This window comes from Streptomyces aurantiacus (assembly GCF_027107535.1).
GTDB lineage: Bacteria > Actinomycetota > Actinomycetes > Streptomycetales > Streptomycetaceae > Streptomyces.
This window is the reverse complement of record NZ_CP114283.1, coordinates 6911850-6936760: the sequence shown is the minus strand read 5'-3', so window position 1 is coordinate 6936760 and position 24911 is coordinate 6911850. Positions and strand designations below refer to the sequence as shown.

General features: G+C 72.2%; 23 protein-coding genes and 1 pseudogene. 17 read left to right on the top strand and 7 right to left on the bottom strand.

The features are described from left to right. Positions 1–45: 45 nt before the first annotated feature. The 4 genes from O1Q96_RS32830 to O1Q96_RS32815 all read left to right on the top strand — a co-directional run bounded on the left by O1Q96_RS32830 (position 46) and on the right by O1Q96_RS32815 (position 4423). The gene (locus O1Q96_RS32830; RefSeq protein WP_269251606.1) at positions 46–840 is read left to right on the top strand and encodes an RNA polymerase sigma factor SigF; all 795 of its coding nucleotides are present in this window, start codon (positions 46–48) and stop codon (positions 838–840) included. A gap of 392 nt (positions 841–1232) precedes the next feature. Beyond that, complete coding sequence (locus O1Q96_RS32825; RefSeq protein WP_419586986.1) at positions 1233–1862, top strand: hypothetical protein; 630 nt, start codon at positions 1233–1235, stop codon at positions 1860–1862. Positions 1863–2021: 159 nt separating this feature from the next. Continuing rightward, complete coding sequence (locus O1Q96_RS32820; RefSeq protein ID WP_269251605.1) at positions 2022–3263, top strand: aminotransferase class I/II-fold pyridoxal phosphate-dependent enzyme; 1242 nt, start codon at positions 2022–2024, stop codon at positions 3261–3263. After that, entirely contained in the window at positions 3260–4423 is a 1164-nt protein-coding gene (locus O1Q96_RS32815) for an MBL fold metallo-hydrolase (protein ID WP_269251604.1), read from the top strand. Before O1Q96_RS32820 ends, O1Q96_RS32815 begins: the two co-directional genes overlap by 4 nt. A 181-nt stretch (positions 4424–4604) precedes the next feature. Here O1Q96_RS32815 and O1Q96_RS32810 read toward each other — a convergent pair whose 3' ends face one another. Together O1Q96_RS32810 and O1Q96_RS32805 are read right to left on the bottom strand one after the other, a co-directional pair. Next, positions 4605–5222: a DedA family protein gene (locus tag O1Q96_RS32810; RefSeq protein ID WP_419586985.1), complete on the bottom strand. Its 618-nt coding sequence runs from the start codon at positions 5220–5222 to the stop codon at positions 4605–4607. A gap of 77 nt (positions 5223–5299) precedes the next feature. Continuing rightward, positions 5300–6067: pseudogene (locus O1Q96_RS32805) on the bottom strand (MBL fold metallo-hydrolase); the annotation flags it as partial. An 84-nt stretch (positions 6068–6151) separates the two neighbouring features. On the opposite strand from O1Q96_RS32805, the gene O1Q96_RS32800 reads away from it, so the two are divergent. The 6 genes from O1Q96_RS32800 (at position 6152) to dnaK (ending at position 14566) form a co-directional block, all read left to right on the top strand. Next, complete coding sequence (locus tag O1Q96_RS32800) at positions 6152–6577, top strand: hypothetical protein (RefSeq protein WP_269251602.1); 426 nt, start codon at positions 6152–6154, stop codon at positions 6575–6577. A 217-nt stretch (positions 6578–6794) separates the two neighbouring features. Then, the gene (locus O1Q96_RS32795; protein WP_419587078.1) at positions 6795–8801 is read left to right on the top strand and encodes an alkaline phosphatase family protein; all 2007 of its coding nucleotides are present in this window, start codon (positions 6795–6797) and stop codon (positions 8799–8801) included. Positions 8802–8970: 169 nt separating this feature from the next. Continuing rightward, positions 8971–10032, top strand: coding sequence for an ATP-binding protein (locus tag O1Q96_RS32790; protein WP_269251600.1), 1062 nt, complete (start codon positions 8971–8973; stop codon positions 10030–10032). A gap of 181 nt (positions 10033–10213) precedes the next feature. Then, on the top strand, positions 10214–12022 hold the full coding sequence (locus tag O1Q96_RS32785) for a vWA domain-containing protein (RefSeq protein WP_269251599.1): 1809 nt from the start codon (positions 10214–10216) through the stop codon (positions 12020–12022). Between the two features lie 65 nt (positions 12023–12087). After that, the gene (locus tag O1Q96_RS32780) at positions 12088–12516 is read left to right on the top strand and encodes an OsmC family protein (RefSeq protein WP_217453824.1); all 429 of its coding nucleotides are present in this window, start codon (positions 12088–12090) and stop codon (positions 12514–12516) included. Between the two features lie 145 nt (positions 12517–12661). Next, positions 12662–14566 carry a molecular chaperone DnaK gene (gene dnaK, locus O1Q96_RS32775; RefSeq protein ID WP_269251598.1) on the top strand — a complete coding sequence of 635 codons (1905 nt, stop codon included), beginning with the start codon at positions 12662–12664 and terminating at the stop codon, positions 14564–14566. A gap of 14 nt (positions 14567–14580) precedes the next feature. Here the strand turns inward: dnaK and O1Q96_RS32770 are convergent, their stop codons facing one another. Then, positions 14581–15444, bottom strand: a complete 864-nt coding sequence (locus O1Q96_RS32770) for a helix-turn-helix domain-containing protein (protein ID WP_269251597.1) — start codon at positions 15442–15444, stop codon at positions 14581–14583. Between the two features lie 213 nt (positions 15445–15657). Between O1Q96_RS32770 and O1Q96_RS32765 the strand changes: the two genes are divergently transcribed. Next, complete coding sequence (locus O1Q96_RS32765) at positions 15658–16077, top strand: hypothetical protein (RefSeq protein ID WP_269251596.1); 420 nt, start codon at positions 15658–15660, stop codon at positions 16075–16077. 33 nt (positions 16078–16110) lie between these two features. On the opposite strand, the gene O1Q96_RS32760 is transcribed toward O1Q96_RS32765, so the two are convergent. After that, positions 16111–16980: a helix-turn-helix domain-containing protein gene (locus tag O1Q96_RS32760; protein WP_269251595.1), complete on the bottom strand. Its 870-nt coding sequence runs from the start codon at positions 16978–16980 to the stop codon at positions 16111–16113. Positions 16981–17193: 213 nt separating this feature from the next. Between O1Q96_RS32760 and O1Q96_RS32755 the strand changes: the two genes are divergently transcribed. Together O1Q96_RS32755 and O1Q96_RS32750 are read left to right on the top strand one after the other, a co-directional pair. Then, positions 17194–17499, top strand: coding sequence for a 4a-hydroxytetrahydrobiopterin dehydratase (locus tag O1Q96_RS32755; RefSeq protein ID WP_269251594.1), 306 nt, complete (start codon positions 17194–17196; stop codon positions 17497–17499). Next, positions 17496–18248 carry a class I SAM-dependent methyltransferase gene (locus tag O1Q96_RS32750; RefSeq protein ID WP_269251593.1) on the top strand — a complete coding sequence of 251 codons (753 nt, stop codon included), beginning with the start codon at positions 17496–17498 and terminating at the stop codon, positions 18246–18248. Before O1Q96_RS32755 ends, O1Q96_RS32750 begins: the two co-directional genes overlap by 4 nt. Here O1Q96_RS32750 and O1Q96_RS32745 read toward each other — a convergent pair. Further along, positions 18205–18717: a hypothetical protein gene (locus tag O1Q96_RS32745; RefSeq protein WP_269251592.1), complete on the bottom strand. Its 513-nt coding sequence runs from the start codon at positions 18715–18717 to the stop codon at positions 18205–18207. The two genes, O1Q96_RS32750 and O1Q96_RS32745, sit on opposite strands and share 44 nt — an antisense overlap. Further along, positions 18714–19193 (bottom strand): hypothetical protein, encoded by a 480-nt coding sequence (locus tag O1Q96_RS32740; protein ID WP_269251591.1) that lies wholly within the window; start codon positions 19191–19193, stop codon positions 18714–18716. Before O1Q96_RS32740 ends, O1Q96_RS32745 begins: the two co-directional genes overlap by 4 nt. A 62-nt stretch (positions 19194–19255) precedes the next feature. On the opposite strand from O1Q96_RS32740, the gene O1Q96_RS32735 reads away from it, so the two are divergent. Further along, positions 19256–20236 (top strand): helix-turn-helix transcriptional regulator, encoded by a 981-nt coding sequence (locus O1Q96_RS32735; protein WP_269251590.1) that lies wholly within the window; start codon positions 19256–19258, stop codon positions 20234–20236. Between the two features lie 88 nt (positions 20237–20324). Beyond that, positions 20325–22196, top strand: coding sequence for a rhamnogalacturonan lyase (locus O1Q96_RS32730; RefSeq protein WP_269251589.1), 1872 nt, complete (start codon positions 20325–20327; stop codon positions 22194–22196). Between the two features lie 72 nt (positions 22197–22268). Here O1Q96_RS32730 and O1Q96_RS32725 read toward each other — a convergent pair whose 3' ends face one another. Then, positions 22269–23315 (bottom strand): ArsR/SmtB family transcription factor, encoded by a 1047-nt coding sequence (locus tag O1Q96_RS32725; protein ID WP_331276080.1) that lies wholly within the window; start codon positions 23313–23315, stop codon positions 22269–22271. A gap of 107 nt (positions 23316–23422) precedes the next feature. Here O1Q96_RS32725 and O1Q96_RS32720 point away from each other — a divergent pair, with 107 nt between their 5' ends. Continuing rightward, on the top strand, positions 23423–23899 hold the full coding sequence (locus O1Q96_RS32720) for a peptidase inhibitor family I36 protein (RefSeq protein ID WP_269251588.1): 477 nt from the start codon (positions 23423–23425) through the stop codon (positions 23897–23899). 109 nt (positions 23900–24008) lie between these two features. After that, positions 24009–24911, top strand: coding sequence for a hypothetical protein (locus O1Q96_RS32715; RefSeq protein ID WP_269251587.1), 903 nt, complete (start codon positions 24009–24011; stop codon positions 24909–24911).

The following is a 24911-nucleotide window of genomic DNA, read 5'->3' as shown; positions in this document are numbered from 1 at the left end:
GTTGACCGTCCAACCAGAGCACCCCTCAAGGGAGTTGCACGCATCATGCGAACTCACGCGAGCGCCCGGCACCACCCGCACGACGACGCCCCCGACACCGCGGAGGACTTCCGCAAGCTCGCTTCGCTTCCTCCGGGCGGCCCGCGCGACGCCCTCCGCGACCAGATCATCGAGGCCTGGCTCCCCATGGCCGAGCGGCTGGCCGGCCGATTCCGGAGCCGGGGCGAGAGCTTCGACGACCTGCGGCAGGTCGCGGCGCTCGGCCTGGTCAAGGCCGTCGACCGCTACGACCCCGAGCGCGGCAACGCCTTCGAGAGCTATGCCGTTCCGACCGTCACCGGTGAGATCAAGCGTCACTTCCGTGACCACATGTGGACCCTGCACGTACCGCGCCGGGTCCAGGACCTGCGCAACCGTGTCCGCTTCGCGCGTCAGGACCTGTCCCAGACGATCCCCGGCCGCCAGCCCACCATCGCCGAGATCGCCCAGCACGCGCAGATGAGCGAGGACGACGTACGCACCGGTCTGGAGGCTCTGGAGAGCTTCACGGCGCTCTCGCTCGACGCCGAACTGCCGGGCAGCCAGGACGGATACTCGCTGAGCGACGCCCTGGGCTCGGCCGATCCTGCCCTCGACGTGGTGATCGACCGCGAGGCGGTCAAGCCCCGTCTGGAGGCCCTGCCCGAACGCGAACGGGCCATCCTCTACATGCGGTTCTTCGGTGACATGACCCAGAGCCGCATCGCCGAACAGCTCGGTATCTCCCAGATGCACGTCTCCCGGCTGATCAGCCGGTGCTGCAACCGACTGCGGGACCAGGTGATGCAGGACATCGCGTGACACCGCCTCCCGCGGTGCGGCCCCGCGGCGCTCCGACGGCGGCGCGGGGTGCCAGGGCCCCGCGGGCCGCCGTCGCCCCGCCCCTGGGCGTTCCCGGGGGCAGCCGGGGTCCGGCGCCGGCCGCCGGACCGTAGCGGCCCGGGCCCACCCGACGGCACCGTGCGCGCCGCATTTCCGCGCACCCTTCGGGTCGGGGCCGGACGCCGGTCGTGGCCGGCGTTCCCGGCCTTCGCGTCACCCGCTCGGGTGCCCCCATGGCACGAATGGTGTCCGGCGGCGCGCGCCCCGGCCGAGTGGGGGCTCTGATGGACTGCGGGGCATGCCGGTCGTGCCCCGCCTCCGCCGCCGCACACGGGTGTGAGGTCCCCAGTCGGCCGGAGGAGACCGAGTCCATGCGCCTGCGCCGTACCGCCCGCGTCCTGTCCGCCACCGCCCTCACCGCCCTCTCACTCGGCACCGCCGCGGCGGCCGCGGCGGCGAACCCGGCCGCCGAGGTCAGCCCGCGCACCGTGGCTCCCGGCGGCACCGTCACCGTCTCCGTGTCCTGCGAACCGACCGGCGGGCCACCGCCCGAGACCATCGACGCCACCTCGCAGGCCTTCGAGCACGGCACCGTCCAGCTGCACGAGGCCCAGGGCGGCGCCGACGGCGGTCCCGAGGGCGGCCCCGAGGGCAAGGGCGGTCCCGCGGGCGGCCCCGCCTACAGCGGCACCGCCCGGATCGCGCCCGCCGCGAACTTCGAGGACGGCGGACCCGAGAGCGCCGGGAAGACCTCCGAGTGGAGCGCGGAAGGCGTCTGCCCGGCCGCGCCCGGCGGCGAGGGCAAGCAGTGGAGCGCGTCCTTCACGGTGTCCCGCGAGAGCTCCCGCGGCACCGGGATGCAGCACGGGGTACACGCCGGTGAGGGCGGAGCCTTCACCGACTCCACGATCGCGCTGGTCACCGGCGGTGTCCTGATCGCCGGCGCGTTCGGCGCCGCGGTGCACAAACTGCGCCACCGGGAGTCGTCCGCCGACAGCTGAGTTGGCGGCGCGGATCACTGGGTACTCAGACCTCAGGTGCACAACCAGCACCGTGGGAATCACGACGGTCCACGGACGGGCGGTCCGGGGACCGGCATGTCCGAGGCCCGGCCGGCCCGGGAACCGGCGGGCCCGGGACGACTGCGCGGAGGTACACAGATGCGGCGGACCGATCCGGAAGGGCACGGGCCTGTCCGTTACGGCCCGTCCCCGCCGGGCCACGGCCTGCCGCTGCCGCCCGGACTCGCCGCCGCCGCGACGGGCGCGCACACCGAACCGACCGGCGGCAGCCCTGCCCTCCTGGACGCGGCCCGCGGCTACTGGGCCCGGCGCGGACTGTCCGCCGACCGTGCCCGCGCGGTCGCGGCTCCCGGCGCCCCCGCCCTGCTCCTCGCCCTGACCGCAGCGCTCGGCGGGGACGTGCTGGTGCCCCGCCCCTGCGCGGCCTGGTGGGCGCCGCAGGCCCGCCTGCTGGGCAGCTCCGTGTTCCCGGTGGGGACGCCCGTCGAGTGCGGCGGGGTCCCCGACCCGTACGCCCTGCTGGAGACCGTCCGCCGGGTGCGTGCCGAGGGCGGCGACCCGCGGCTGCTCGTACTGTCCGTGGCCGACGACCCCGCCGCCACCGTGGCGCCGCCCGAAGTCGTGCACGAGACCATCGAGGCCGCCGCGGGCGAGGGCCTGCACGTGGTCAGCGACGAGACCTGGCGCGACACCCTGCACGACCCGCACGACACCGTGCTGCTCAGCCCCGCCGAGATGCTGCCCGAGCGGGTCACGGTCCTCACCGACCTCTGCGGCCCGTTCCTCCCGTCGGGCTGGCCCGCCGCGATCGCCCGCTTCCCCGACAACGACACCGGCACCCTGCTGCGCGACCGTGTCCTCGACGTCCTCACCGCGCTCGGTGCCCGCATCGCCGCACCGGTCGCCGCGGCCGCCGTGTACGCCCTCGACGAACCCGACGAGATCACGCACCGCCTCGCCGCGTCCGTACGGCTGCACGCGAGCGTGGCCGCCGCCGCCCACCGGTCGCTCGTCGCGGCGGGAGCCCACGTCCGGCCCCCGCGGGCGGGCCGCCACCTGTACGCCGACCTCGGACCGCTGCGGTCCGCGCTCACCGCGCACGACGTCGGCGACGCGCAGGAGCTGGAGGACTTCCTCACCGCCCGTCTCGGCATGCCGGCGCCCGGCGGCCACCGCTTCGGCGACGACCTCGGCGCCCTGCGCGTCCGCCTGGCCACCGGACCGTTCCTCGGCTCAACCGACGAGGAGCGCATGGCGTCTCTCATGTCACCCGAACCTCTGGAATTGCCGCATGTGGAAAGCGCGTTGAGTCTCCTGGGATCGACCTTCGACGATCTCCGCGACGATGACGACGCTCGGCGACGGGAGTCCCCTCGATGACGCAGCAGTCCGAGTCGACCACGACCACCACGACCACCCTCACGACCACGGCGCCCTCGTCCCGGCCCGCCTCCCCCTCCTCGTCCTCGGCCTCGTCATCCGGCCCTTCCTCGTCCGGCTCCACACCCCCGGAAGCCCACGACCGGGCTTCCGTCCCGGTCTCCGCCTCCGCCTCCGCACCCGACACCGGAACACCGCTCTCCGAGCCACGTCCGCTCCGCGAACGGCGTGTCTGGCCCCGCTCGTTCGCCGGCCGGCTCACGGCGCCGCTGCCGGGGATCAGCGGCTTCGCGCGGTTCGCCCGCGAGGGGGCGCTCCGGCCGGGGCCCGAGGGGCTCGCCGACGTGTCCCGACTGCCGTACGAGCCGGGCCCGCTGCCCCGCGTGGACGCGGACACGGTCGCCGTCTCCTGGGCGGGACACGCCAGTTGGGTGGTCCGGATCGGTGGACTCACCGTGCTCACCGACCCGGTCTGGTCCCGCAAGATCCTCGGAACCCCCGCCCGGATCACCCCTGTCGGTGTGCCCTGGAGCGCGCTGCCGCGCGTCGACGCGGTCGTCATCAGCCACAACCACTACGACCACCTGGACGCCCCCACCCTGCGCCGGCTCCCGCGCGACACCCCGGTGTTCGTCCCGGCCGGGCTCGGCCGCTGGTTCAGGCGCCGCCGCTTCACGCACGTCACCGAGCTCGACTGGTGGGAGGCGGCCGAACTCGGCGGTGTCCGCCTGGACTTCGTGCCGGCCCACCACTGGTCCAAGCGCAGCCTGCATGACACCTGCCGCACGCTGTGGGGCGGCTGGATGCTGACCGCGCCCGACGGCCGGCGGGTGTACTTCGCGGGTGACACGGGATACGGGCACTGGTTCTCCCGGATCGGCGCCCGCTACCCGGGCATCGACCTGGCGCTCCTGCCGATCGGCGCGTACGAGCCCCGCTGGTGGCTGAGCGACGTGCACTGCGATCCGGAGGACGCGGTACGCGCGGCCCAGGACCTCGGCGCCCGGCGGATGGCCCCCATGCACTGGGGCACCTTCATCCTGTCGGCCGAGCCCGTCATGGAGCCGCTCACCCGCGTACGCGCGGCCTGGGAGAAGGCAGGCCTGCCCCGCGAAGACCTGTGGGACCTCCCGGTCGGGGCCTCCCGCACCCTCCCCTGACCGTCCCCTCCGGTCCCGCGCCCGGAGCCCTTGTCAGCAGCCCGCTCCGGTCGCGAACGCGCCCACCAGCTCCGCGCCCATCAGGAACACATCCCGTCAGGAGCGCGGGGAACGGCCCGCCCGGCCACGACGGACCCGCGGCCCGAATTCGACACAGGCCCCCACGACCGAACCCGGAGCGCTATCGCGGAGCGCTCCGCACCCGGCGCCAGAGGCCGGGCGCCACGCTGATCACCACGGTCAGGACCACGGCCGCGGCCACCCCCTCCCACGGCTCCTTGAACAGGGAGCCGCCGAGCACTCCGATGAGCTGGTACGTCGCGGCCCACGCGAGACAGGCCGGCGCGTTCCCGTGGGCGAAGCGCCGCATCGGCCACTTCGCCATCAGACAGGCGAGCATCACCGGGATGCGCCCCGCGGGCACCAGCCGGGACAGCACCAGCACCGCGACGCCGTGGTCGGCGAGCTTCTCCTGGGCCTGGGCGAGCCGGTCCTCGGGAGCCCGGTCGCGGATCGCCGCGAGCCAGCGCGAGCCGTTCTTCGACTTCATGCCGCGACGTCCGAGCCAGTACAGGGACATGTCCCCGAGGAACGCCGCCAGGGACGCCACCGCGAAGACCATCAGCATCGAGAAGGGCGCCGTCCGGTGGAAGGCCACCACCGCCGCCGAACTCACCAGCGCCCCCGTCGGGACCACCGGCACCAGCGCGCCGATCAGCACCAGCAGGAACAGCGACGGATAGCCGAGCGCCTGCTGGGTGAACTCCGTCGGCACGCTCGTGACCGTGGTGGCGAGCACCTGTCTCACCGTGCTTCGCCCTCCCGCTCGTCGTCGCCCCGGCCGCCCGGCGCGTCCCCCGGGGAAGAGCGGTACCCCGCGACCCGCGGTCGCACACGCTCGCCGTGGTCGAGCCGGTGCACCGTCACGTCGGGCGCACGCTCGGCGGCCAGGCGCACGAACTCGACACCGGGCGCATGGAATTCATGGGGGCGCACGGCGTCCATCCCGATCGGCCAGTACGTGCCGTAGTGCACCGGCACCGCACTCCCGGGCCGCAACCGCCCGAGCGCCTCGGCGGCCCGGCCGGCGTCCAGGTGTCCCTCGCCCAGATACGGTCCCCAGCCGCCGACGGGCAGCAGCGCCACGTCGACCGGCCCGACCTCCTTCGCCATGTCCTCGAACAGACCCGTGTCCCCGGCGAAGTAGGTCCGGGCCTCGCCCTCGACGACGTAGCCGAGGGCGGGTGCGCGATGCGGCCCGACCGGCAGTCGCCGCCCGTCGTGCCGTGCGGAGACGACCCGTACGTCCAGGTCACCGACCTGGACGCGGTCGCCGGGCGCCACCTCGGTGAGCCGCAGATGGCCGAGCCTGCGCAGCCCGGTCACCGCCCGCGGGGCGCCGCGCGGTACCAGCAGCCGGGTGCCCGGAGCGAGCCGGGCCAGCGAGGGGACGTGCAGATGGTCGGCGTGCAGATGCGAGACGAGCGCCACGTCCGCGACGGTCGCCTCGGCCGGGGGCGGCGCCCCCCGGCGCCTGCGCAGATGTGCGAGCCGGCGCGCGAAGAGCGGGTCGGTGAGCACGCGTGTGCCCGAGTCCTCGACCGTGCAGGTGGCGTGACCCCACCAAGTGATCTCCACCGGCACTCCTTTGCCTCCTTCGCGCGACTCCCCCCGAGCCTACGGGCAGGAGTAGGGTCGGCGACGAAACCCGGAGGTGAGGGGGACGCCATGGGAGACACGCGCCGTGCCTCCGGCATGCTTCGCGTGACGACGATCGCCAGTCTGACGCCGTTGGAGGAGCTGGACGCGGACCCCTTCCTGGTGGACTCGCGCAGTCAGCACGCCATGTGTGCGCGCTGGGCGGCCGAGCGGGGTTACGTGGTCACCCGCGAACTGCTCTTACGGGGGCTGCGGCCCGACCACTGCGCGCTCTGGGAGGACGCCGAGGCGGGCCTCGTGGACCTGTTCGTCGCACCCAGCCGCCGGGTTCTGGAGCGGGCCCTCGCCTCGGTCGACGAGTTCACCGCGGAGTGCGCCAGGCGCGGTGTGCGGGTCGAGACGGTCGGGCACGCGGAACCCGCCTACGACGCGCAGATGAAGGCCCGGGTCCACCGCCGGCTGTCGATGCCGACGGCCGGGTACGACGGCCGCTGAGCGTCACCCCGTGCCGACGGTGCCCTCCCCGGGCGACCGTCACGCTCTCGTGCGCCGCCGGAGCACCTCGCCGCGTGTGACAGGGTTGGGCCCGTGTCCGCCGGCGGGAGGGCGGACGTGGACGTGAGGCGGGCGTGACGTGGGCAGGGAACGATGGCGAAGCCTTGGCAGCGCGGTCTGGCGGAGCGTCGCCGTATGGGCCGTGTCCACGGTCACCATGCTGGCCCTCGCCGGGATCCTGCCGGACTTCAGGCTCCAGTCCGCAGACGGTGACAGCGCCACCCGTATCGCCGCCACCGCCGCGCTCGGCGCCGGCGCCTTCGGTGTCCTCTCCTCCGTCGTGTGGCCCCTTCTCGTGCGGGCCCTGCTCCTCGTCCCCGCCCTCGTCCTCGGGCTGCTCGTCTTCTTCCTGAACGGCTCGCTCCTGCTCCTCGCCCTGCGTCTCGACCCGTCGGGACAGAGCGAGGCCGCCCCGGAGACCGCCGTGGTGGTCGCCGCGGTGATGTCGGCGGTCGCCTCGGCCACCGGCGGAGCCCTGGCCGTGCGGGACGACGACGCGTACCGACGCAGGCTGTACCGGCTGTTCGACCGCCGACGCCGGGGGAGGACACCGCCCGCCGAGGGCCCGCCGACGCCCGGCACCGTCTTCCTGCAACTGGACGGGGTGGGGCACGACGTGCTCCTGGACGCGGTCGGACGCGGTCTCATGCCCACCGTGGCCGCCTGGCTCGGCGAGAACCAGGATTCCCGCGGCACCCACCGGATAATTCCCTGGCGCACCGACTGGTCGAGCCAGACCGGTGCCAGCCAGCTCGGCATCCTGCACGGTTCCAACCACGACGTCCCCGCCTTCCGCTGGTACGAGAAGGACAGCCAGGAGATCGTGGTCTGCAACCGGCCCACCAGCGCCGCGGAACTCCAGCGCCGGGCCATCGGGCACACCGGCGACGGCGGCCTGCTCACCGTGGACGGCGCGAGCCGCGGCAACCTCTTCAGCGGCGGTGCCGAGCAACTCGCCCTGGTGCTCTCCGTGGCCGCCAGGAGAGGCAGGGAGAACCGCTCCCGGGCGGGCTACTTCGTGTATTTCTCCGACCCCGCCAACGCCGTCCGTACCGCCCTGTCCTTCGTCGCCGACGTCGGCCGTGAGATCGGCGAGTCGACCCGGGCCCGGCTCGGCAAGAAGCGCCCCCGGGTCGGCCGCGGCGGCCTGTACCCGTTCATCCGCGCCTTCGCGACCGTCGTCGAACGGGACGTCGTCGTCACGGCGGTGATCGGGGACATGCTCGCCGGACGTTCCTCGGTGTACGCGGACCTCGTCGCGTACGACGAGGTGGCGCACCACTCCGGCCCGCGCAGCCGAGACGCGGAGAAGGTCCTCCAGCGGCTGGACCGCTCGCTGGCCCTGATCGCGCAGGTCGCCGAGCACGCCCCGCGCGCGTACCGCGTGGTCCTGCTGTCCGACCACGGCCAGAGCCCCGGCGAGACGTTCCGGGCCCGCTACGGACTGGGGCTCGGCGAGCTGGTCCGGGCCGGCTGCGGACTGCCCGTGCCCCGCAAGGCCCGGCGTACCCACAGCGGCGCCGAGGCCAGGGCGGCCGTACGGGCCGCGCTGCGCAGGCCCGTGGAGGAGGGCGGCGAACAGTACCGCCCGACCGGCCCCGCCTCGGAGCCCCTCGTGCTGGCCTCCGGCAACCTCGGCCTGGTGTCCTTCCCGGACGTGCCGCACCGGATGAGCCGCGAGGAGATCGACGCCCGGCATCCGGCCCTGCTCACCACCCTGGCCAACCATCCGGGCGTCGGCTTCGTGCTCGTGCGCAGCGAGGAGCACGGAGGCCTCGTGCTCGGCGCGCACGGCGCCGCGATCCCCCTGGACGAACTCGACGACGACCCGGGCCCGCTGGCCGACTTCGGCCCGGGAGCCGCCGACGCCGTGCGCCGCACGCACACGTTCCCGCACACCGCGGACATCATGGTCAACTCCTGGTACGACCCCGAGGAGGGCGAGGTGCTCGCGTTCGAGGAGCAGATCGGCTCGCACGGCGGTCTCGGGGGCGCCCAGGGCCGCCCTTTCCTGATGTCGCCGCTCACGTTCTCCGCGCCCGTCCAGGCCGGGGAGGAACTGGTCGGTGCCGAGCAGGTGCACCGCGTACTGCGCCGCTGGCTGCGTGAGTGCGACGGCCCGCAGGTGCCCATCGAGGTCCGTCCCGGGCGGAAGGCCGCCTGACCGGGCGGGCGGCGGGCGGTCCCGGTGCGCCGGGCGGCTCCGGTGGTACGGGAAGGCGCCGGGCTCCGGAAAATGGGCTGCGGGCCGGCACCGGAACCGCCCACACTGTCCGTATCGGACATCGCGCAGCGGTGCGCCCTCCCCTCGAACACACTCCAGGAGCCGTTGCGTGCAGGCTGCCGTCACCGTCACCCCCGCCCGTATACCGGAGCTGCTGCTCGGTCTCGCGACCGTGCGGCCGGTCTTCCTCTGGGGCGCCCCTGGCATCGGAAAGTCCTCCCTGGTGCGGGAGTTCGCCGAGTCCCTGGGCCTGGAGTGCGTGAGCCTGCTGGGTACGCAGCTGGCGCCGGAGGACCTGATCGGCGTACCCCAGATCCGTGACGGCCGCTCGGTCTTCTGCCCGCCGGAGGCCATCGCCCGCGACGAGCCCTACTGCCTGTTCCTGGACGAGCTGAACGCGGCGACCCCGGACGTCCAGAAGGCCTTCTACTCGCTGATCCTCGACCGCCGCATCGGCACCTACGAACTGCCGGCCGGCTCGATCGTGATCGGCGCGGGCAACCGCTCGACGGACAACGCACTGGCCCGCCCGATCGCGTCGGCGCTGGTCAACCGCCTCACGCATGTGCATCTGGAGGCCTCGTCGAAGGACTGGCTGGTGTGGGCGGCGTTGAACGACATCCACCCGTGGGTGCTCGACCACCTCACCGACCGGCCCGACCACCTGTGGTCCAGGCCGCCGAAGACCGAGGAGCCGTTCTCCACCCCCCGCTCCTGGCACATGCTCTCCGACGCGCTGCGTTCCTTCGGCCCGACGCTCGACGAGCCGACGCTCAAGGTGATCGCGCACGGCACGCTGACACCCGCGCACGCGGTCGCCTTCTGCGGCTATGTGAAGATCGTCCGCAGCCGGTTCGGCATCGAGGCGATCATCAAGGGCGAGGCCCGCTGGCCGAACCGCGTCGAGGACCGCGACCTGCTGTACTACCTCGCCGAGTCCTTCCGCGGCCGCCTCGTCAAGGAGCTGCCCGCCAGCAAGGAGCACGCCTCGGCGAACGGTCGGCAGACCGCCTACCGCGCCAAGTCGCTGCTCGTGCAGCTCGCCGAGATCTCGGTGGAGGTCGCGCAGAGCGTGATCGCCTCGGACGAGGACGGCAACCCGGTGCTGCCCGCGTGGTTCCTGGTGGAGGCGGCCCGCGACATGCCGCGGCTGGTCGAGGCGCGCCGGTGAACACCGCGCGCGAGCAGGCGGCCACCGGGCCCCGCACGGTAACGGCGCGTTCGTCAGGGCCGCTGCGGGCGGAAGGCCCCCGGCGCGTCCCCGGTGCGCGGCGAAGGCCTGCCACGAGCGGCCCGGCGGCCCGCCGCGTGCCGGCGTCCGCCGCGTCCGCCCGGCGGCAGGAGGCCGAGCGATGAGCCGTACGAACAAGCAGGCGCAGCCCAAGAAGGACCTGGCCGCCGAGGCGTTCGCCGAAGGGATGCGGCTGGTGCGGGCCAACCGCGCACTGGCCGCCATCGGCTTCAGCGTCTGCCGTCAGGAGGACTGCGAGGAGTCGCCCCGCGAAGGGCTCGTCCGCGTCGACTCCGACGGCGTGCTGCATGTGCACCCGGGGCGCCGGGCCGACCCCGCCGAGTGGGCCTGGGCGGTCGCGCACGGCGCCCTCCACCTCGGTTTCGGTCACGTCCCGGCGTACACGACCCGGCGTGAGCAGCCCGACCGCTTCGACCTCGCCGCCCGCTGTGTCGTCGTCAACCGCTTCCTCCTGGGCTTCCCCATCGGCCTGACGCCCGCGGACCTGCCGATGTCGTACCCCGACGGCGACGAGGAGCAGCTCGCCGCGCGCTGGCGCCGCGACGGCGCCGGCGTCCCGGCCGTGTACGAGCGCTGCGGCACCGCGGGGAGCGAACCGGACCAGCTGCTCGTGCCGTGGGACAGCTGGCGGGGAGGCACCGCACCGGACTGGCAGCTCGCCTTCGCCCACGCGCTGACGCGCACCGTTGCCACCGCGATGGACCTGGCGGGCGGCCGCCGCGACTCGATGCGCGGGGGCCTCACCCCGCTGCAGCCGTGGGAGCGGGCGCTGAGCTGGTTCGTGTCCTCCTACCCCCTCCTCGGCGGCATCGCGGCCGGCATCACCGTCGTCGCGGACGCCGAACTCGCCCGCGCACACGGCATCTCCGTGGCTGCGGTCGACCCCGAGGCGGCCGAGATCTACATCAACCCGCTGCGTCAGTTCGAGGACGAGGAATGGCGGTTCGTCCTCGCCCACGAGATGCTGCACGCCGCGCTGCGCCACGGCGACCGCTGCGGCACCCGCGACCCGTACCTCTTCAACGTCGCCTGCGACTACGTCATCAACGCCTGGCTGGTCGAGATGCGCGTCGGCACGATGCCCGAAGGGCTGCTGTACGAGAAGGAGTTGAAGGACCTCTCCGCCGAGGAGGTCTACGACCGGATCGCCACCGACCTGCGCCGCCACCGCCGGCTCGCCACCCTGCGGGGCAAGGGCGTGGGAGACATCCTCGGCGGCCCGCTCGGCTCGCCCCGCGACTACGTCGACCTCGACGAGTTCTACCGCCGCGGCCTCGCCCAGGGCCTGGACCTGCACGAGCGCCAGGAGCGCGGCTTCCTGCCCGGCGGCCTCGTCGAGGAGATCCGCGCCCTCAGCCATCCGCCGCTGCCCTGGGACGCCCAACTCGCCCGCTGGTTCGACGAGTTCGTACCGCGCCCCGAGCCCCTGCGCACGTACGCGCGCCCGTCCCGCCGGCAGGCCGCCACTCCCGACATCCCGCGCGCCGGACGGTACTTCCCGCCCGAGGAGATCGCCCGCTGCACCTTCGGCGTCGTCCTCGACACCTCCGGCTCCATGGACCGCACCCTGCTGGGCAAGGCACTGGGCGCCATCGCCTCGTACGCGCAGGCCCGTGACGTACCGGCCGCGCGCGTCGTCTTCTGTGACGCGGCCCCGCACGACGCGGGCTTCCTGCCGGTCACCGAGATCGCCGGCCGGGTGCGGGTCCGCGGCCGCGGCGGCACGGTCCTCCAGCCCGGCATCGACCTCCTCCACCGCGCGAAGGACTTCCCGCCGGGTGCCCCGGTTCTGGTCATCACGGACGGCTACTGCGATGTCCTGCGCGTCCGCCGCGAGCACGCCTACCTGATCCCGCAGGGCTCCTCCCTGCCGTTCTCCGCACGGGGACCGGTCTTCCGCGTGCGCTGAGCGCGAGTGTGATCGGATGGTGCCACGGACCCCCGGAACCGGGACCACATCGAAAGGGAATCACCGTGGCAACAACGCGCTCCGCACACACCGTCTGGGAAGGCAACCTGCTCGAGGGCAACGGAGTCGTCAGCTTCGACTCCTCCGGCAGCATCGAGCAGCAGCCCGTGACCTGGGCGTCGCGCGCCCAGGACGCGAACGGCAAGACCAGCCCCGAGGAGCTGATCGCCGCCGCGCACTCCAGCTGCTTCTCCATGGCGTTCTCGCACGCCCTGGCCGGGGCCGGCACCCCGCCCACCAAGCTCACCACCTCCGCCGACGTCAGCTTCCAGCCCGGCGAGGGAATCACGGGCATCCACCTCACGGTGGAGGGCACGGTGCCGGGTATCGACGAGGACGCCTTCGTCGCGGCCGCCGAGGACGCCAAGAAGAACTGCCCGGTCAGCCAGGCACTGACGGGTACCACCATCACGCTGACGGCGAAGCTCGCCTGACACCCGCCTGCTTCCCGGTGCCGCGCCCCGCGAGTGGGCGCGGCATCGTCATGTCCGGGGTTGTCCGGGGTACCCGCCCCATTGACGGGGCGGCACTCAAGTTTTCTGATGGAACGCGAGAAGGCCCGGGCGGAAGGGGACGGACATGGCACGTGCGGTCGGGATCGACCTCGGTACCACGAACTCGGTGGTGGCCGTACTCGAAGGGGGTGAACCCACGGTCGTGGCCAACGCCGAGGGTGCGCGCACCACTCCCTCGGTGGTGGCCTTCGCCAAGAACAACGAGGTTCTCGTGGGCGAGGTCGCCAAACGGCAGGCCGTGACGAACGTCGAGCGCACCGCGCGCTCCGTCAAACGCCATATGGGTGACCAGGGTTGGCGGTTCCCCGACAGCGGCACGGTCGACGGCACCCGCTACCGCGCGCAGGAACTGTCCGCGCGCGTACTGCAGAAGCTCAAGCGGGACGCCGAGGCGTACCTCGGCGAGGACGTCACCGATGCGGTGATCACCGTGCCCGCCCACTTCGACGACACCCAGCGCCAGGCCACCAAGGAGGCCGGTGAGATCGCGGGCCTGAAGGTCCTGCGGATCATCAACGAACCGACGGCCGCGGCTCTCGCGTACGGTCTCGACCGGGGCGAGGAGCAGACCGTCCTCGTCTTCGACCTGGGCGGCGGCACCTTCGACGTCTCTCTCCTGGAGATCGGCGACGGCGTCATCGAGGTGAAGGCCACCAACGGCGACACCCAACTGGGCGGTGACGACTGGGACCACCGGATCGTCGAGTACCTCGTCAAACGGTTCAAGGGCGCGTACGGCATCGACCTCGGCCAGGACAAGATGGCGCTGCAGCGGCTGCGCGAGGGAGCCGAGAAGGCCAAGATCGAGCTGTCCTCGGCCACCGAGACGACCGTCAACCTGCCCTACATCACCGCCACCGGCGACGGCCCGCTGCACCTGGACGAGAAGCTGACGCGAGCTCAGTTCCAGGAACTCACCGCCGACTTGCTCGACCGCTGCAAGAACCCTTTCCACCAGGCGGTCAAGGACGCCGCAGTGAAGCTCTCGGCGGTCGACCACGTCATCCTCGTCGGCGGCTCCACCCGGATGCCCGCGGTGGCCGAGCTGGTCAGGGAACTCACCGGCAAGGCCCCGCACAAGGGAGTCAACCCGGATGAGGTCGTGGCCCTCGGCGCGGCGCTCCAGGCGGGTGTCATCCGAGGTGACGTGAAGGACGTGCTGCTCCTCGACGTGACCCCGCTGTCCCTCGGCATCGAGACCAAGGGCGGCATCATGACCAAGATGATCGAGCGCAACACGACGATCCCCACGAGGCGTTCGGAGATCTTCACCACCGCTACGGACAACCAGCCGTCCGTCGGGATCCAGGTTTTCCAGGGCGAGCGGGAGATCGCCGCCTACAACAAGAAGCTGGGTGTCTTCGACCTCACCGGACTGCCGCCCGCGCCGCGCGGACTCCCGCAGATCGAGGTCGCCTTCGACATCGACGCCGACGGCATCATGCACGTCTCGGCGAAGGACCTCGCCACCGGCCGCGAGCAGAAGATGACTGTCACGGGCGGCTCCGCGCTCCCCAAGGACGACATCGACCGCATGATGCGTGAGGCGGAGCAGTACGCCGACGAGGACCGGGGCCGCCGGGAAGCCGCCGAGACCCGCAACCAGGGCGAGCAACTCGTGTACCAGACCGAGAAGTTCATCCGGGAGAACGACGAGCAGGTCCCCGCCGACGTCAAGACGGAGGTGGAGGCCGCGATCACCGAGCTGCAGGCGCTGCTGAACGACCGGGACGGCACCGACACGAACACCCTGCGGACCGGCGTCGAGAAACTCGCCACCGTCAGCCAGAAGATGGGCCAGGCCATGTACGCGCAGGCCCAGCAGTCGCCACCGCAGGACCGGCCGGGTACCGAGCAGGCCCCGCCGGGTGACGAGGAGGGCGTGGTCGACGCGGAGATCGTCGACGAGGAGCGTCAGGAGGACAAACCCGGCGGGACGGCGGGCGGCACGACCGGCGGCCCGGCCTGAGGGACCGGTGCCGGTCAGAAATCAGCCCGGCGCTCCAGGATCATCTCCCTGGTGCGCCGGGCGTCGGCCGCGCCGGTCGTCATGTGGTCCAGCACCTCCAGGTGCGCGGCCACTTCCTTGCGGGAGTCGAGGTAGAGCGCCCCGGTCAGGTACTCGGTGTAGACCATGTCCGGCAGTTCGGGCTCCGCGAACCGGAACAGCACGAAGGGCGCGTACGTTCCCGGGTGCGGGCCGGACGCGAACTCGGCTATCTGCAGGGTGATGTGGTCGTTCTCGACGGCCGCCAGGAGATGGTCCAGCTGGTCCGCCATCACTTCGGAGCGGATACTGACCGGCCGTTGCAGGACCGTTTCCTCCATGATCACCCACAGATGGGGCGCGTGATCCCCGGTGAGCAGCTTCTGCCGGGCCATCCGCAGTGACACATGACGGTCGATCTCCTCGGGCCCCGTCTGCCCGACCGTGCCGGCCTCCAGGACGGCCCGGGCGTAGTCCTCGGTCTGCAGCAGCCCGGGTACGAAGTGCGGCTCGTACGACCGGATGATCGAGGCCGCGCCCTCCAGGCTCACATGGAGGCTGAACCACTCCGGCAGGACGTCGTGGTAGCGCTGCCACCAGCCGGGCTGGTTCGCCTCCTCGACCAGCCGGACGAACGCCGCGATCTCGTCGTCGGGGACGCCGTACGTCGACAGGAGCACCTGGACGTACGGAATCTTGAGAGTGACCTCGGCCATCTCCATCCGGCGCACGGTCGCACCGGCGACCCGCAGGATCTGCCCCGCCTCGTCCCGCTTCAGACCGGACGCCTCGCGCAGTTCCTGCAGCCGTCTCCCCAGCACCACCTGACCCACGGTCGGCGCAGGACGCCTTTCACTCACGCCACGCCTCCCCAAGCGCCGAGCATGGCGAGAAGTGTGCCACGTTCCGGCGAAAGCCTCACCTGATCCGGGAGGTCGTCATTACCTCGCTGGTAATCGACCGCCACCGGTGGCGCGCGGCATGGTGTGCGTACTGGTTCCCGGGCCGGCGCACTCCGGTCCGGGAACCAGGTCCGACCAGCCGAAACCGACCTCGACGGAGGGTGATCCGCCATGTCCGCAGCCCAGCTCACCGCCCTGGCCCGCACCACCGACCCGCAGACCATGCTGCGCCGCTTCCTGGCGCTCGACGCCGTGGTGACCGGCGCGAACGGCGTCGCCTACCTCGTCGCGTCCGGCCCGCTGGGGCGGCTGCTCGGCGTCGACCCGGAGCTGCTGCTCGTCCTCGGCGTCCCGCTCACCGTGTACGGGGCCGCAGTCGCCCTCCTGGCCTCACGCCGGCGGCCTCCCGTACTGCCCGTGCGCGCCGTGATCGAGATCAACCTCGCCTGGGCGGCCCTGAGTTTCGTGGCGCTCGCCCTCTGGCTGTCGCCCAGCACCGCCGGAGCGGTGTGGACGCCGGTGCAGGCGCTGACCGTGGCGGGGTTCGCGCTGGTTCAGTACGCGGCACTGCGGGCGATGCGGAAAAGCTGACGGCCCGCGGGTGCAGCAATGGCTGATCGCACGTCAGGACATCAGCGACTGCAGGTACTTGACCGTCGCCGGGTCGGCCGGGAGCAGCGTCTCGATGGCCAGCTCGGCGACCGTCACGTCCATGGGCGTGTTGAACGTGGAGATGGACGAGATGAAGGACAGCAGCCGTCCGTCGTGCTCGATCTGCATCGGCAGCGCGAAGTAGGGGACCGGCTCCGCCGGTTCCTCGTCGGGAAAGAGGGAGGACTCCTCCGAGGAGGGGTGCGGATAGGCCGCCACCTCCTCGTACAGGGCCCGCAGCGCATCCGAGCGGCGCAGGGCGATGTCCCGCTCCATCTGGGCCAGCAGATGGCCGCGCCACTCACGCAGGTTGCGGATCCTGGGCGCCAGGCCCTCGGGGTGCAGCGTCAGGCGCATCGCGTTCAGCGGAGGGGCGAGCAGCCGCTCGGGGAGGCCGTCGAGGAGCATCGCGATGCCCCGGTTGGCGGCGACCACGTGGTACGTGGCGTCCACGACCAGCGCCGGATAGGGCTCGTAACCCTGGATCAGCCGCTCCACCCCCTCGCGCAGCGCGTCCAGCGCCGGATCGTCCAGCGGGGTCTCCGGATAGCGGGGCGCGTAACCGGCCGCGAGCAGAAGGGCGTTGCGGTCCCGCACCGGTACGTCCAGGTGCTCGGCGAGGCGCAGCACCATCTCCTCGCTCGGCCGGGAGCGGCCCGTCTCGACGAAGCTGATGTGCCGCGCCGACGATCCGGCCCGCAGCGCCAGCTCCAGCTGACTCACCCGGCGCTGCTCCCGCCAGCCGCGCAGCAGCGGCCCGACCCCCTGGTCGGCCGCGGAGGTGCCGCCCGGGGCGCCGGCGGACGTGCTGACGGATCCGGAGGCGGACGCGGAGGTGGTCATACCCCGACCGTAGTCGATGTGTCACTCACGGGTCACCCATGGGCCGACGCGCCGCCGGGCGGCCGAATGCGGACCTCGCCGCGCTGCGGGGACCCGTCTGACCAGGGACGGGAGAGCCCGACTGTGGGACGCTGAGGAGATCCAGGGCGTGGTGACGCGGCTCGGTTCGCTCACCGGCCCCAAGGAAGCCGACATCACGGAAGGAGCGAGACCGTGCCCCTCGAACCGCTTTCGCAGAAGGAGATCGAGGACCGCCTCGCGGAGCTGCCCGGCTGGTCCCTGGACGGCGACAGGATCGCCCGGTCCTACCGGCTGGGCTCGCACTTCGCCGCGGCCGCCCTGGTCGTGCACATCGCCCAGGTGCAGGACGAGCTGGACCACCACTGCGACCTCACGCTCGGCTACGACACCGTCTCCCTCACGGTGAACACGCACAGCGTGGGCGGCGCCGTCACCGAGAAGGACTTCGAACTGGCCCACCGGGTCGAGGAACTCTCCGCCGGGCACGGCGCGAGTTGAGCGCGCCGGCGTTCGACTACGACAAGGAGGCCGAGCGCTACGACGCGTCACGGGGCGGCGAACGCCGTGCCGCCGCGGCCGCGAGCGCCGTGCTCGGACTGATCCCCGGCAACGCCGGCACCCTCCTGGACGCCGCCTGCGGCACCGGCAGCGTCACCCGCCGGCTCGTGGCGGCCGGTCTCGACGTGACGGGCGCCGACGCGGCGACCGGCATGCTGCGACGGGCCGCCGACCGGGTACCGGGCCGTGTCGTGCTGGCCGACACCCGCCAACTCCCCTTCCCCACAGCGACGTTCGACGCCGTCTCGGCGATCTGGCTGCTGCACCTCCTGGACGACGCGGAGCAGGTCGTGGCCGAGGCGGCCCGGGTGCTGCGCCCCGGCGGCGTCTTCGTCACGACCGTCGACAAGGCCGCCTCGCACGACGTGCGCAGCGACATCGACGCGGTGATGGCCCCGCGCCCCCGTCGCACCGCCCGCGACCGGTGCGACCTCGTCGCCTCGTACGCCGGCCGGCACGCACTGCTTCCGGCGGGGCGGGCCTCCTTCCGCGGCTGCGGCCAGGGGCGGACACCCGCGCGGACCGCGGCCGACGTGCGCCGCGGCTGGTACACCCTGCTGCCGCCGGGCACGCCCCTCGCCGAGAAGCTCGCGTACCGCCTGGAGCAGCTGCCGGACCAGCATGTCCCGCGCGCGGAACCGGAGTTCAGCCTGCGGGCGTTCCGCAAGCCGGGGCCTGCCGACGCGTGAACTCCATGACCCAGTTGGTCACCCACGACTTCTCGCCGTCCACCGAGAACGCCTGCTCCCAGCGGGCCGTGTCCCGCGAGATCCCCGACCACACGTACCGCACCCGCACGTCCTTGCCGTCGCAGGTGTCGTCGCCGTAGAAGTCACCGCGCCCGTCGGTGAACCCGCCGATGACGGGCGGGAACAGCCGGCCGCTGCGGCTGCTGGACCAGTTGAGCGACCACAGTCCGCTCTCGCGGTCGCGCAGCCGCAGGGTCAGCCCCTTCCACCCCTGACCGGGCACGTCCATCTCGTCGATGTTGCCGGCCCCGTCGAACAGGCTCCAGCAGCGGCTCGTGGCGGGGAACTCGGCCCAGGCGCTCCCGGCGTCCAGGAAGTCGGTGCGGCGGCGGTGCGCGACGTCCCACTCGCCGACGAGGAAGCCGAAGTCCTGCGGGCCGGCGGGCGCGGCGTCGAGGGGCGCGTTCATGAACGGTCTCCCGTCGTGCCCTCGGGAAGGCGGTCGGCCAGGTAGGCGTCGAGGTCGGGAGCGTCGGGCGCGAGCATGTGCCGTACCCAGGCGTCGCGTTCGTGCAGGATCGGCGGCAGTTCCCAGACACACCCGATCCACGGCCGGTCCAGGGTGATGAAGTGCGTGGGCTCCCGGTCCGGGCAGCCGAGCACCGGCTGACCGGCACAAGCACCCCTGAAGTGCAGGACGTTGTCCCACGTCCAGCTGTACGCGTTGAGGTAGGCGCCGTCGTCGCCGCCCCGGTGCAGCACGACGAACGTCGCCGGCGGGGTGCCGTCCGCCTCGGGAAGCAGCTTCGGCAGCATCGCGTAGGCCGCCTCCTCGACGTCGGGCGCGATGCCCGCCGCGTTGGCGGTGACGTGGTAGCGCTTGATCCGCCGGCCCGCCACCTCGATGGGCGGCGGCACGGTCAGAAGTTTCTCCTTGAAGGCCATGAGGGGACGGTAGGTCCGCTTCACTGACATCTCCTGTCAGTGAAGCCTGGCATTCTGCGGAGATGAAGTCGGCGCGCCTCGTCTCGATCCTCCTGCTGCTCCAGACCCGGGGCCGCATGACCGCCGCCGATCTGGCTCAGGAGCTGGAGGTCTCGGTGCGCACGGTCTACCGGGACGTCGAGGCGCTGAGCGCCGCCGGTGTCCCGCTGTACGGCGACGCCGGTCACGCCGGCGGCTACCGGCTCCTCGACGGCTACCGCACGCGGCTGACCGGCCTCACCGCGGGCGAGGCCGAGGCGCTCTTCCTCGCCGGAGTGCCGGGCCCCGCCGCCGAGCTCGGGCTCGGCCCTCTGCTGGCCGCCGCCCAGCTCAAGGTGCGCGCCGCCCTGCCGCGCGAGCTGCGCGCGCACGCCGACCGCATCAGCGGCCGCTTCCACCTGGACGCGCCCGGCTGGTACGCGGACGCCGCCGACGGTGCCGTCCCCTTCCTCCCGGCGGTCGCGGACGCCGTCTGGAACAGCCGGGTCCTTCATGTCCTGTACCGCCGCTGGCGCGAGCCGACCGACGTGCGGCGCAGCCTCGAACCGTACGGCCTCGTCCTCAAGGCCGGCCGCTGGTACGTCGTCGCGGGCCCCGGACCGCGTACGTTCCGTGTCGACCAGATCCTCGAACTGGCAACCAGCGACGAGGAGTTCGCCCGCCCCGACGGGTTCGACCTCGGCGCGTACTGGACCGGCCACCAGCGGGACTTCCACGACCGCCTGCACCGGGCCGAGGCCGTGGTCCGGCTCGCCCCCGGCGTCCGCCTCGCCGGGCCGGCGGGGGACGCGGTGCGCGCAGGCGGCCGCACGGAACACAGCGGTTGGATCCGGGCCACCGTCCCCATCGAGTCCGTCGAGCACGCCCACGCAGAGTTCCTGCGCCTCGGCAGGGACATCGAGGTGCTGGAGCCGGCCGCGTTGCGCGCGCGGATCGCGGACACGGTCGCCGAGCTGGCCCGCACCTACGGGGAAGTGTCCACGGGGCGCGGGGAGGCCAAGTAGAAAGCGCTTGTCGAATCGGGCAACCTCCGTACCTCCGGCGGCGACTGACGTAGCAGAACCCGTCTGCTCCCCCAGGGAGGTACTCACCGTGCAGCACCCGCATCGCAGACGCGGCAGGACCCGGCTCGTCCTCTCCACCGTGCTCACCGGCGCCCTCGCCGCCGCCGGACTCACCGCGCTCACCGCGGCACCGGCGCAGGCCGCGACCGCGCGGCAGGTCGAGAAACTGGACCGGGGTGTCGTCAGCGTCCACACCGACGCAGGCAACCTCGTCAGCTGGCGCTGGCTCGGCACCGACCCGAACGACGTGTCGTTCAACGTCTACCGGGCGGGTACGAAGGTCAACCCGGCCCCCGTCACCGGCTCGACGAACTACTTCCACTCCGGCGCGCCCTCGCAGGCCGACTACACGGTCCGCGCGGTCGTGGGCGGCGTCGAGCAGGGCGACTCCGTCCACGCGGTCCAGTTCCGCACCGGATACAAGGACGTGCCCATCACCCCGCCCGCCGGCGGCACCACCCCGGACGGCGTCGCGTACACCTACGAGGCCAACGACGCCTCGGTCGGCGACCTCGACGGCGACGGCGCACTCGACTTCGTCCTCAAATGGCAGCCCACGAACGCCAAGGACAACTCCCAGTCGGGCTACACCGGCAACACGGTCGTCGACGGCATCAGGCTCGACGGCACCCGCCTGTGGCGCATCGACCTCGGCCGCAACATCCGCTCGGGCGCGCACTACACGCAGTTCCAGGTCTACGACTACGACGGCGACGGCAAGGCCGAGGTCGCCATGAAGACCGCCGACGCCACGGTCGACGGGACGGGCGCCGTCATCGGCAGCGCGTCGGCCGACCACCGCAACTCCAGCGGCTACGTCCTGTCCGGGCCCGAGTACCTGACCATGTTCAACGGCCAGACGGGCAGGGCGATGCAGAGCGTCGACTACGTCCCGGCACGTGGCACGGTCTCGTCGTGGGGCGACTCGTACGGCAACCGCGTGGACCGCTTCCTCGCGGGCACCGCCTATCTGGACGGCGCCCGGCCCTCGCTCGTCATGGCGCGCGGCTACTACACGCGCTCGGTGATCGCGGCCTGGGACTGGCGGGGCGGCGCGTTCACCCGGCGCTGGACCTTCGACTCCAGCTCGTCGACCAACGCGGGCAAGGGCTTCGACGGCCAGGGCAACCACAGTCTGTCCGTCGCGGACGTGGACGCCGACGGCAGGGACGAGATCGTGTACGGCGCCATGACCGTGGACGACAACGGCAACGGGCTGTGGACCACGAAGCTGGGCCACGGTGACGCGGGCCATGTCGGGGACCTCAATCCGTCCCGCGCGGGCCTGGAGTACTTCAAGGTCTCGGAGTCCTCGTCCCAGCCGGGCTCCTGGATGGCCGACGCGCGCACCGGTTCCCGCCTGTGGCAGACGGCCTCCGGCGGGGACAACGGCCGAGGGGTCGCCGCCGACATCTACGCAGGCAGCGCGGGCGCCGAGGCCTGGTCCGCCTCCGACACCACCCTTCGCTCGGCCGGTGGCGCCTCACTCGGCCGGGAACCGTCCAGCATCAACTTCGTGAGCTGGTGGGACGGCGACACCACCCGTGAACTCCTCGACGGCACCCGCATCGACAAGTACGGCACCTCGTCCGACACCCGCCTGCTGACCGGCGCCTCCGTGCACTCCAACAACGGCACCAAGGCGACCCCGGCCCTCTCGGGCGACCTCTTCGGCGACTGGCGCGAGGAGGTCGTCTGGGCTACCGGCGACAACAGGGCCCTGCGGATCTACTCCACACCCCACGAGACCAGCGCGAAGATCACGACCCTGCTGCACGACACGATGTACCGCACGGCCATCGCCTGGCAGAACACGGCTTACAACCAGCCGCCGCACCCGAGCTTCTTCATCGGCAACGGCATGCCGACGGCCCCCAGGCCGACGGTCTACACCCCGTGAACAGGGAGAACACCCGCGTCTGAGGGGAGGGCAGGAGCGGCTGTGCGTGTCCTGCGCAGCCGCGGCCTTCCCTCAGCGTGCGGCAGCGGCAGCGGGCCCCGGGGCCGCCGTCGAGGCCCGGGCGTCGGCGCGGAGCATGGACGCACCGGCCGGGGTGAGGGTGTGCAGTACGTTCCCGCCGTGTCGGCTGCTGACCAGCAGACCCGCGCCGCGCAGCACCCCGGCGTGTTTGCTGACGGAGGACGGGGAGATCCCCGCCGCGCGGGCGATCTCCCCGGTGGTGGCGCCCGCTCCCGACGCCGCGACGCGCAGCACGGTCGCCCGGGTGCGCCCGAGCAGTGCGGTCAGCGGGGTGGCGAGAGTCGTTGCGGCCGGTTCGTGCAGCAAGGGGTAGAACAGCACGGGCGGCAGCTGGGGGTCGGCCAGGCTGACGGGGTTGTCCCAGCAGAAGTAGGACGGTACGAGCCGTATGCCCCGGCCGCCCAGATGCAGGTCCCGGTCCGCCGCGTAGCGGACGTGGAGGACCGGCGGCTCCCAGCGCATGGCGGACCCGAGTCCGGCCAGCATCCCCTGGACACCCCCATCGAGCAGGTGGCGGCAGGACGACGACCGCTTGGCCTCCAGATGAGCGTGGATCCGGTCGGCGAACGGGCGCACGGCGACGTCGTGGTAGGCGCGGATCGCGGCCACGAGTTCCCGGCGCTCCTGCGTGCCGGTCAGCCGTCGCACCCACGCCGGCGCTCCGACTCTCCGTTCCAGCAGGGCCAGTTCATGGCTCACCCGGCCGGCCGGTGTGGACACGATGGCGTCGAGTCCGGCGTCCAGCCCCTCGCCGGCACCGCTCGGCCGGCCGGGTGTCAGGAAGTCGGGGAAGTACCGGGCTCTGGGAAACAGCGGCAGGAGCACCTCGCGCACCGTGCGGCTCAGTTGCCGCTCACGTAATCGGGCGTGGGTGGTCCGGTACCACTCGGCGTACGCCCACCGGCCCGCGCGGGTCTGGAAGCGGTGCAGGCTCGCGGCCACCTCCCAGAGTGCGTCCGGTGCCGTGGCCACCCGGGTCGTTGCCAGGTCGGCGTCCGTGAAGTGGATCCGGAGCATGCCGTTCCCCCCTGCAGCCACGGCTTTTTCCCTCTGGCGACACAGCATGGCCAGGTGGGGCGGGTGCTGGCAATAGTGAAGGCGACCCACTCGAAGAGTCAGGGGGAATGATGAGACGTATATTGGCCATGATCGCAGGAGTGGTACTCCTGCTGGGTGGCATGGCCGGTACCTCGGCGGCCAGTTCGGCGAACAGTTCCGGGAGTCAGGATTCGGTGTCCGGGGCGGTGGCGCTCACATCGGTGAAGATTGCCGCGGCGCCGGCCGGATGCAGTCCGGGAAACTTCTGCTTCTGGCCGAACGCCAATTACTCACCGTCGGGAAATCCGGGTGAACTCTCCGGTAGGAACGCCGACTGGTCCGTCTTCAGCCGTGGCGACTGCCCCAACAACAACTGGGACAACTGCGCGTCCTCGGACTACAACAACGGAAACAGCTGCGAAGCCATCGTCTGGACCGGGAAGTCCTACACGGGCACCGCGGGCATGGTCCTGCGCGGTTCGGGCGGGAACTTCAACTCCACGTTCAACAACGCCGTCTCCTCGAACAGCTGGGCAACCGCCTCCGGCGGTACGAGCTCGGCGTGCGGCGGCCCCGTGCCGTAACCGGCGCCCAGGGAACCCTGCCGTTCCAAGGTGTCCGCGGGCAACTGCCCGCGGACACCGCGCCTTCTGCTCCGCCTTCCCACCCACCGACCGAGAGGGTCCGGGCACCATGCGACTTGCCCCGCTCGCCTGCGCGGTGGCGGGCGTTCTCGCGCTGACCGCGTGCGGGACATCCACCACCGGCAGTGATGCGACCAGCACTGAACTCACCGGCGCCGAACTCGACCTCCTCACCCGTTCCGGGACCTACACCCGGACCAGCGTCGATCTCGCGAACGCGGAATCGGAACTCATATCGGCCTGCATGGCAGCGCAGGGATTCCGCTACCGCGCCGAATCGGCGGACCCGACGGCCGAATCCGATGAGGAACGCTCCCTGAACATGCAGGAGCGACGCAGCAGGGGTTATGGCCTCGCCGCTCAGTACGCCTCCGAAAAGGAACCGGTCGGCGCCGCGGCCAACGACGCCCATCTGGCCGGGCTGTCGAAGAAGAAGGCCGACGCCTACATGAAAGCTCTGCGGGGCGGTGCCACGGACTTTCGTGAGATGAGGTTCGGGGGCGGTCGGAACATCACCTTCTCGGCGCGTGGCTGCGAGGCAAAAAGCCGTACATCTCTTTACGGAAGCCTCGACGACTGGGTGTCCATCGCCTATTTCCCGCAGAATCTCAACAGCGGGCTCGGTTCCCGCGTGGAGAAGTCCCCGAAGTACCGCAGCGTCATGAACGACTGGCGGACGTGCATGCGCGGCAAGGGATACACCTACACGTCCCCCGACACGGCCTACGAGCAGCTCAAGACCGGCTACCGCACGCAGGGCGCCGACGCCGCCCTGCGTGAACGGGAGATCGCCGTCGCCGTGGCGGACGGTGAATGCGGCGCCGAACTCCACATCCCCGCCACCGTCCTGACCCTGCGACGCTCCCACGCCCAGTCACTGCCCACCAGTGACAAGCTCCAGCTGCGGCGGCTCACGGCCATCTGGAAGGCGGCCGCCGACAGGGTCCGATGA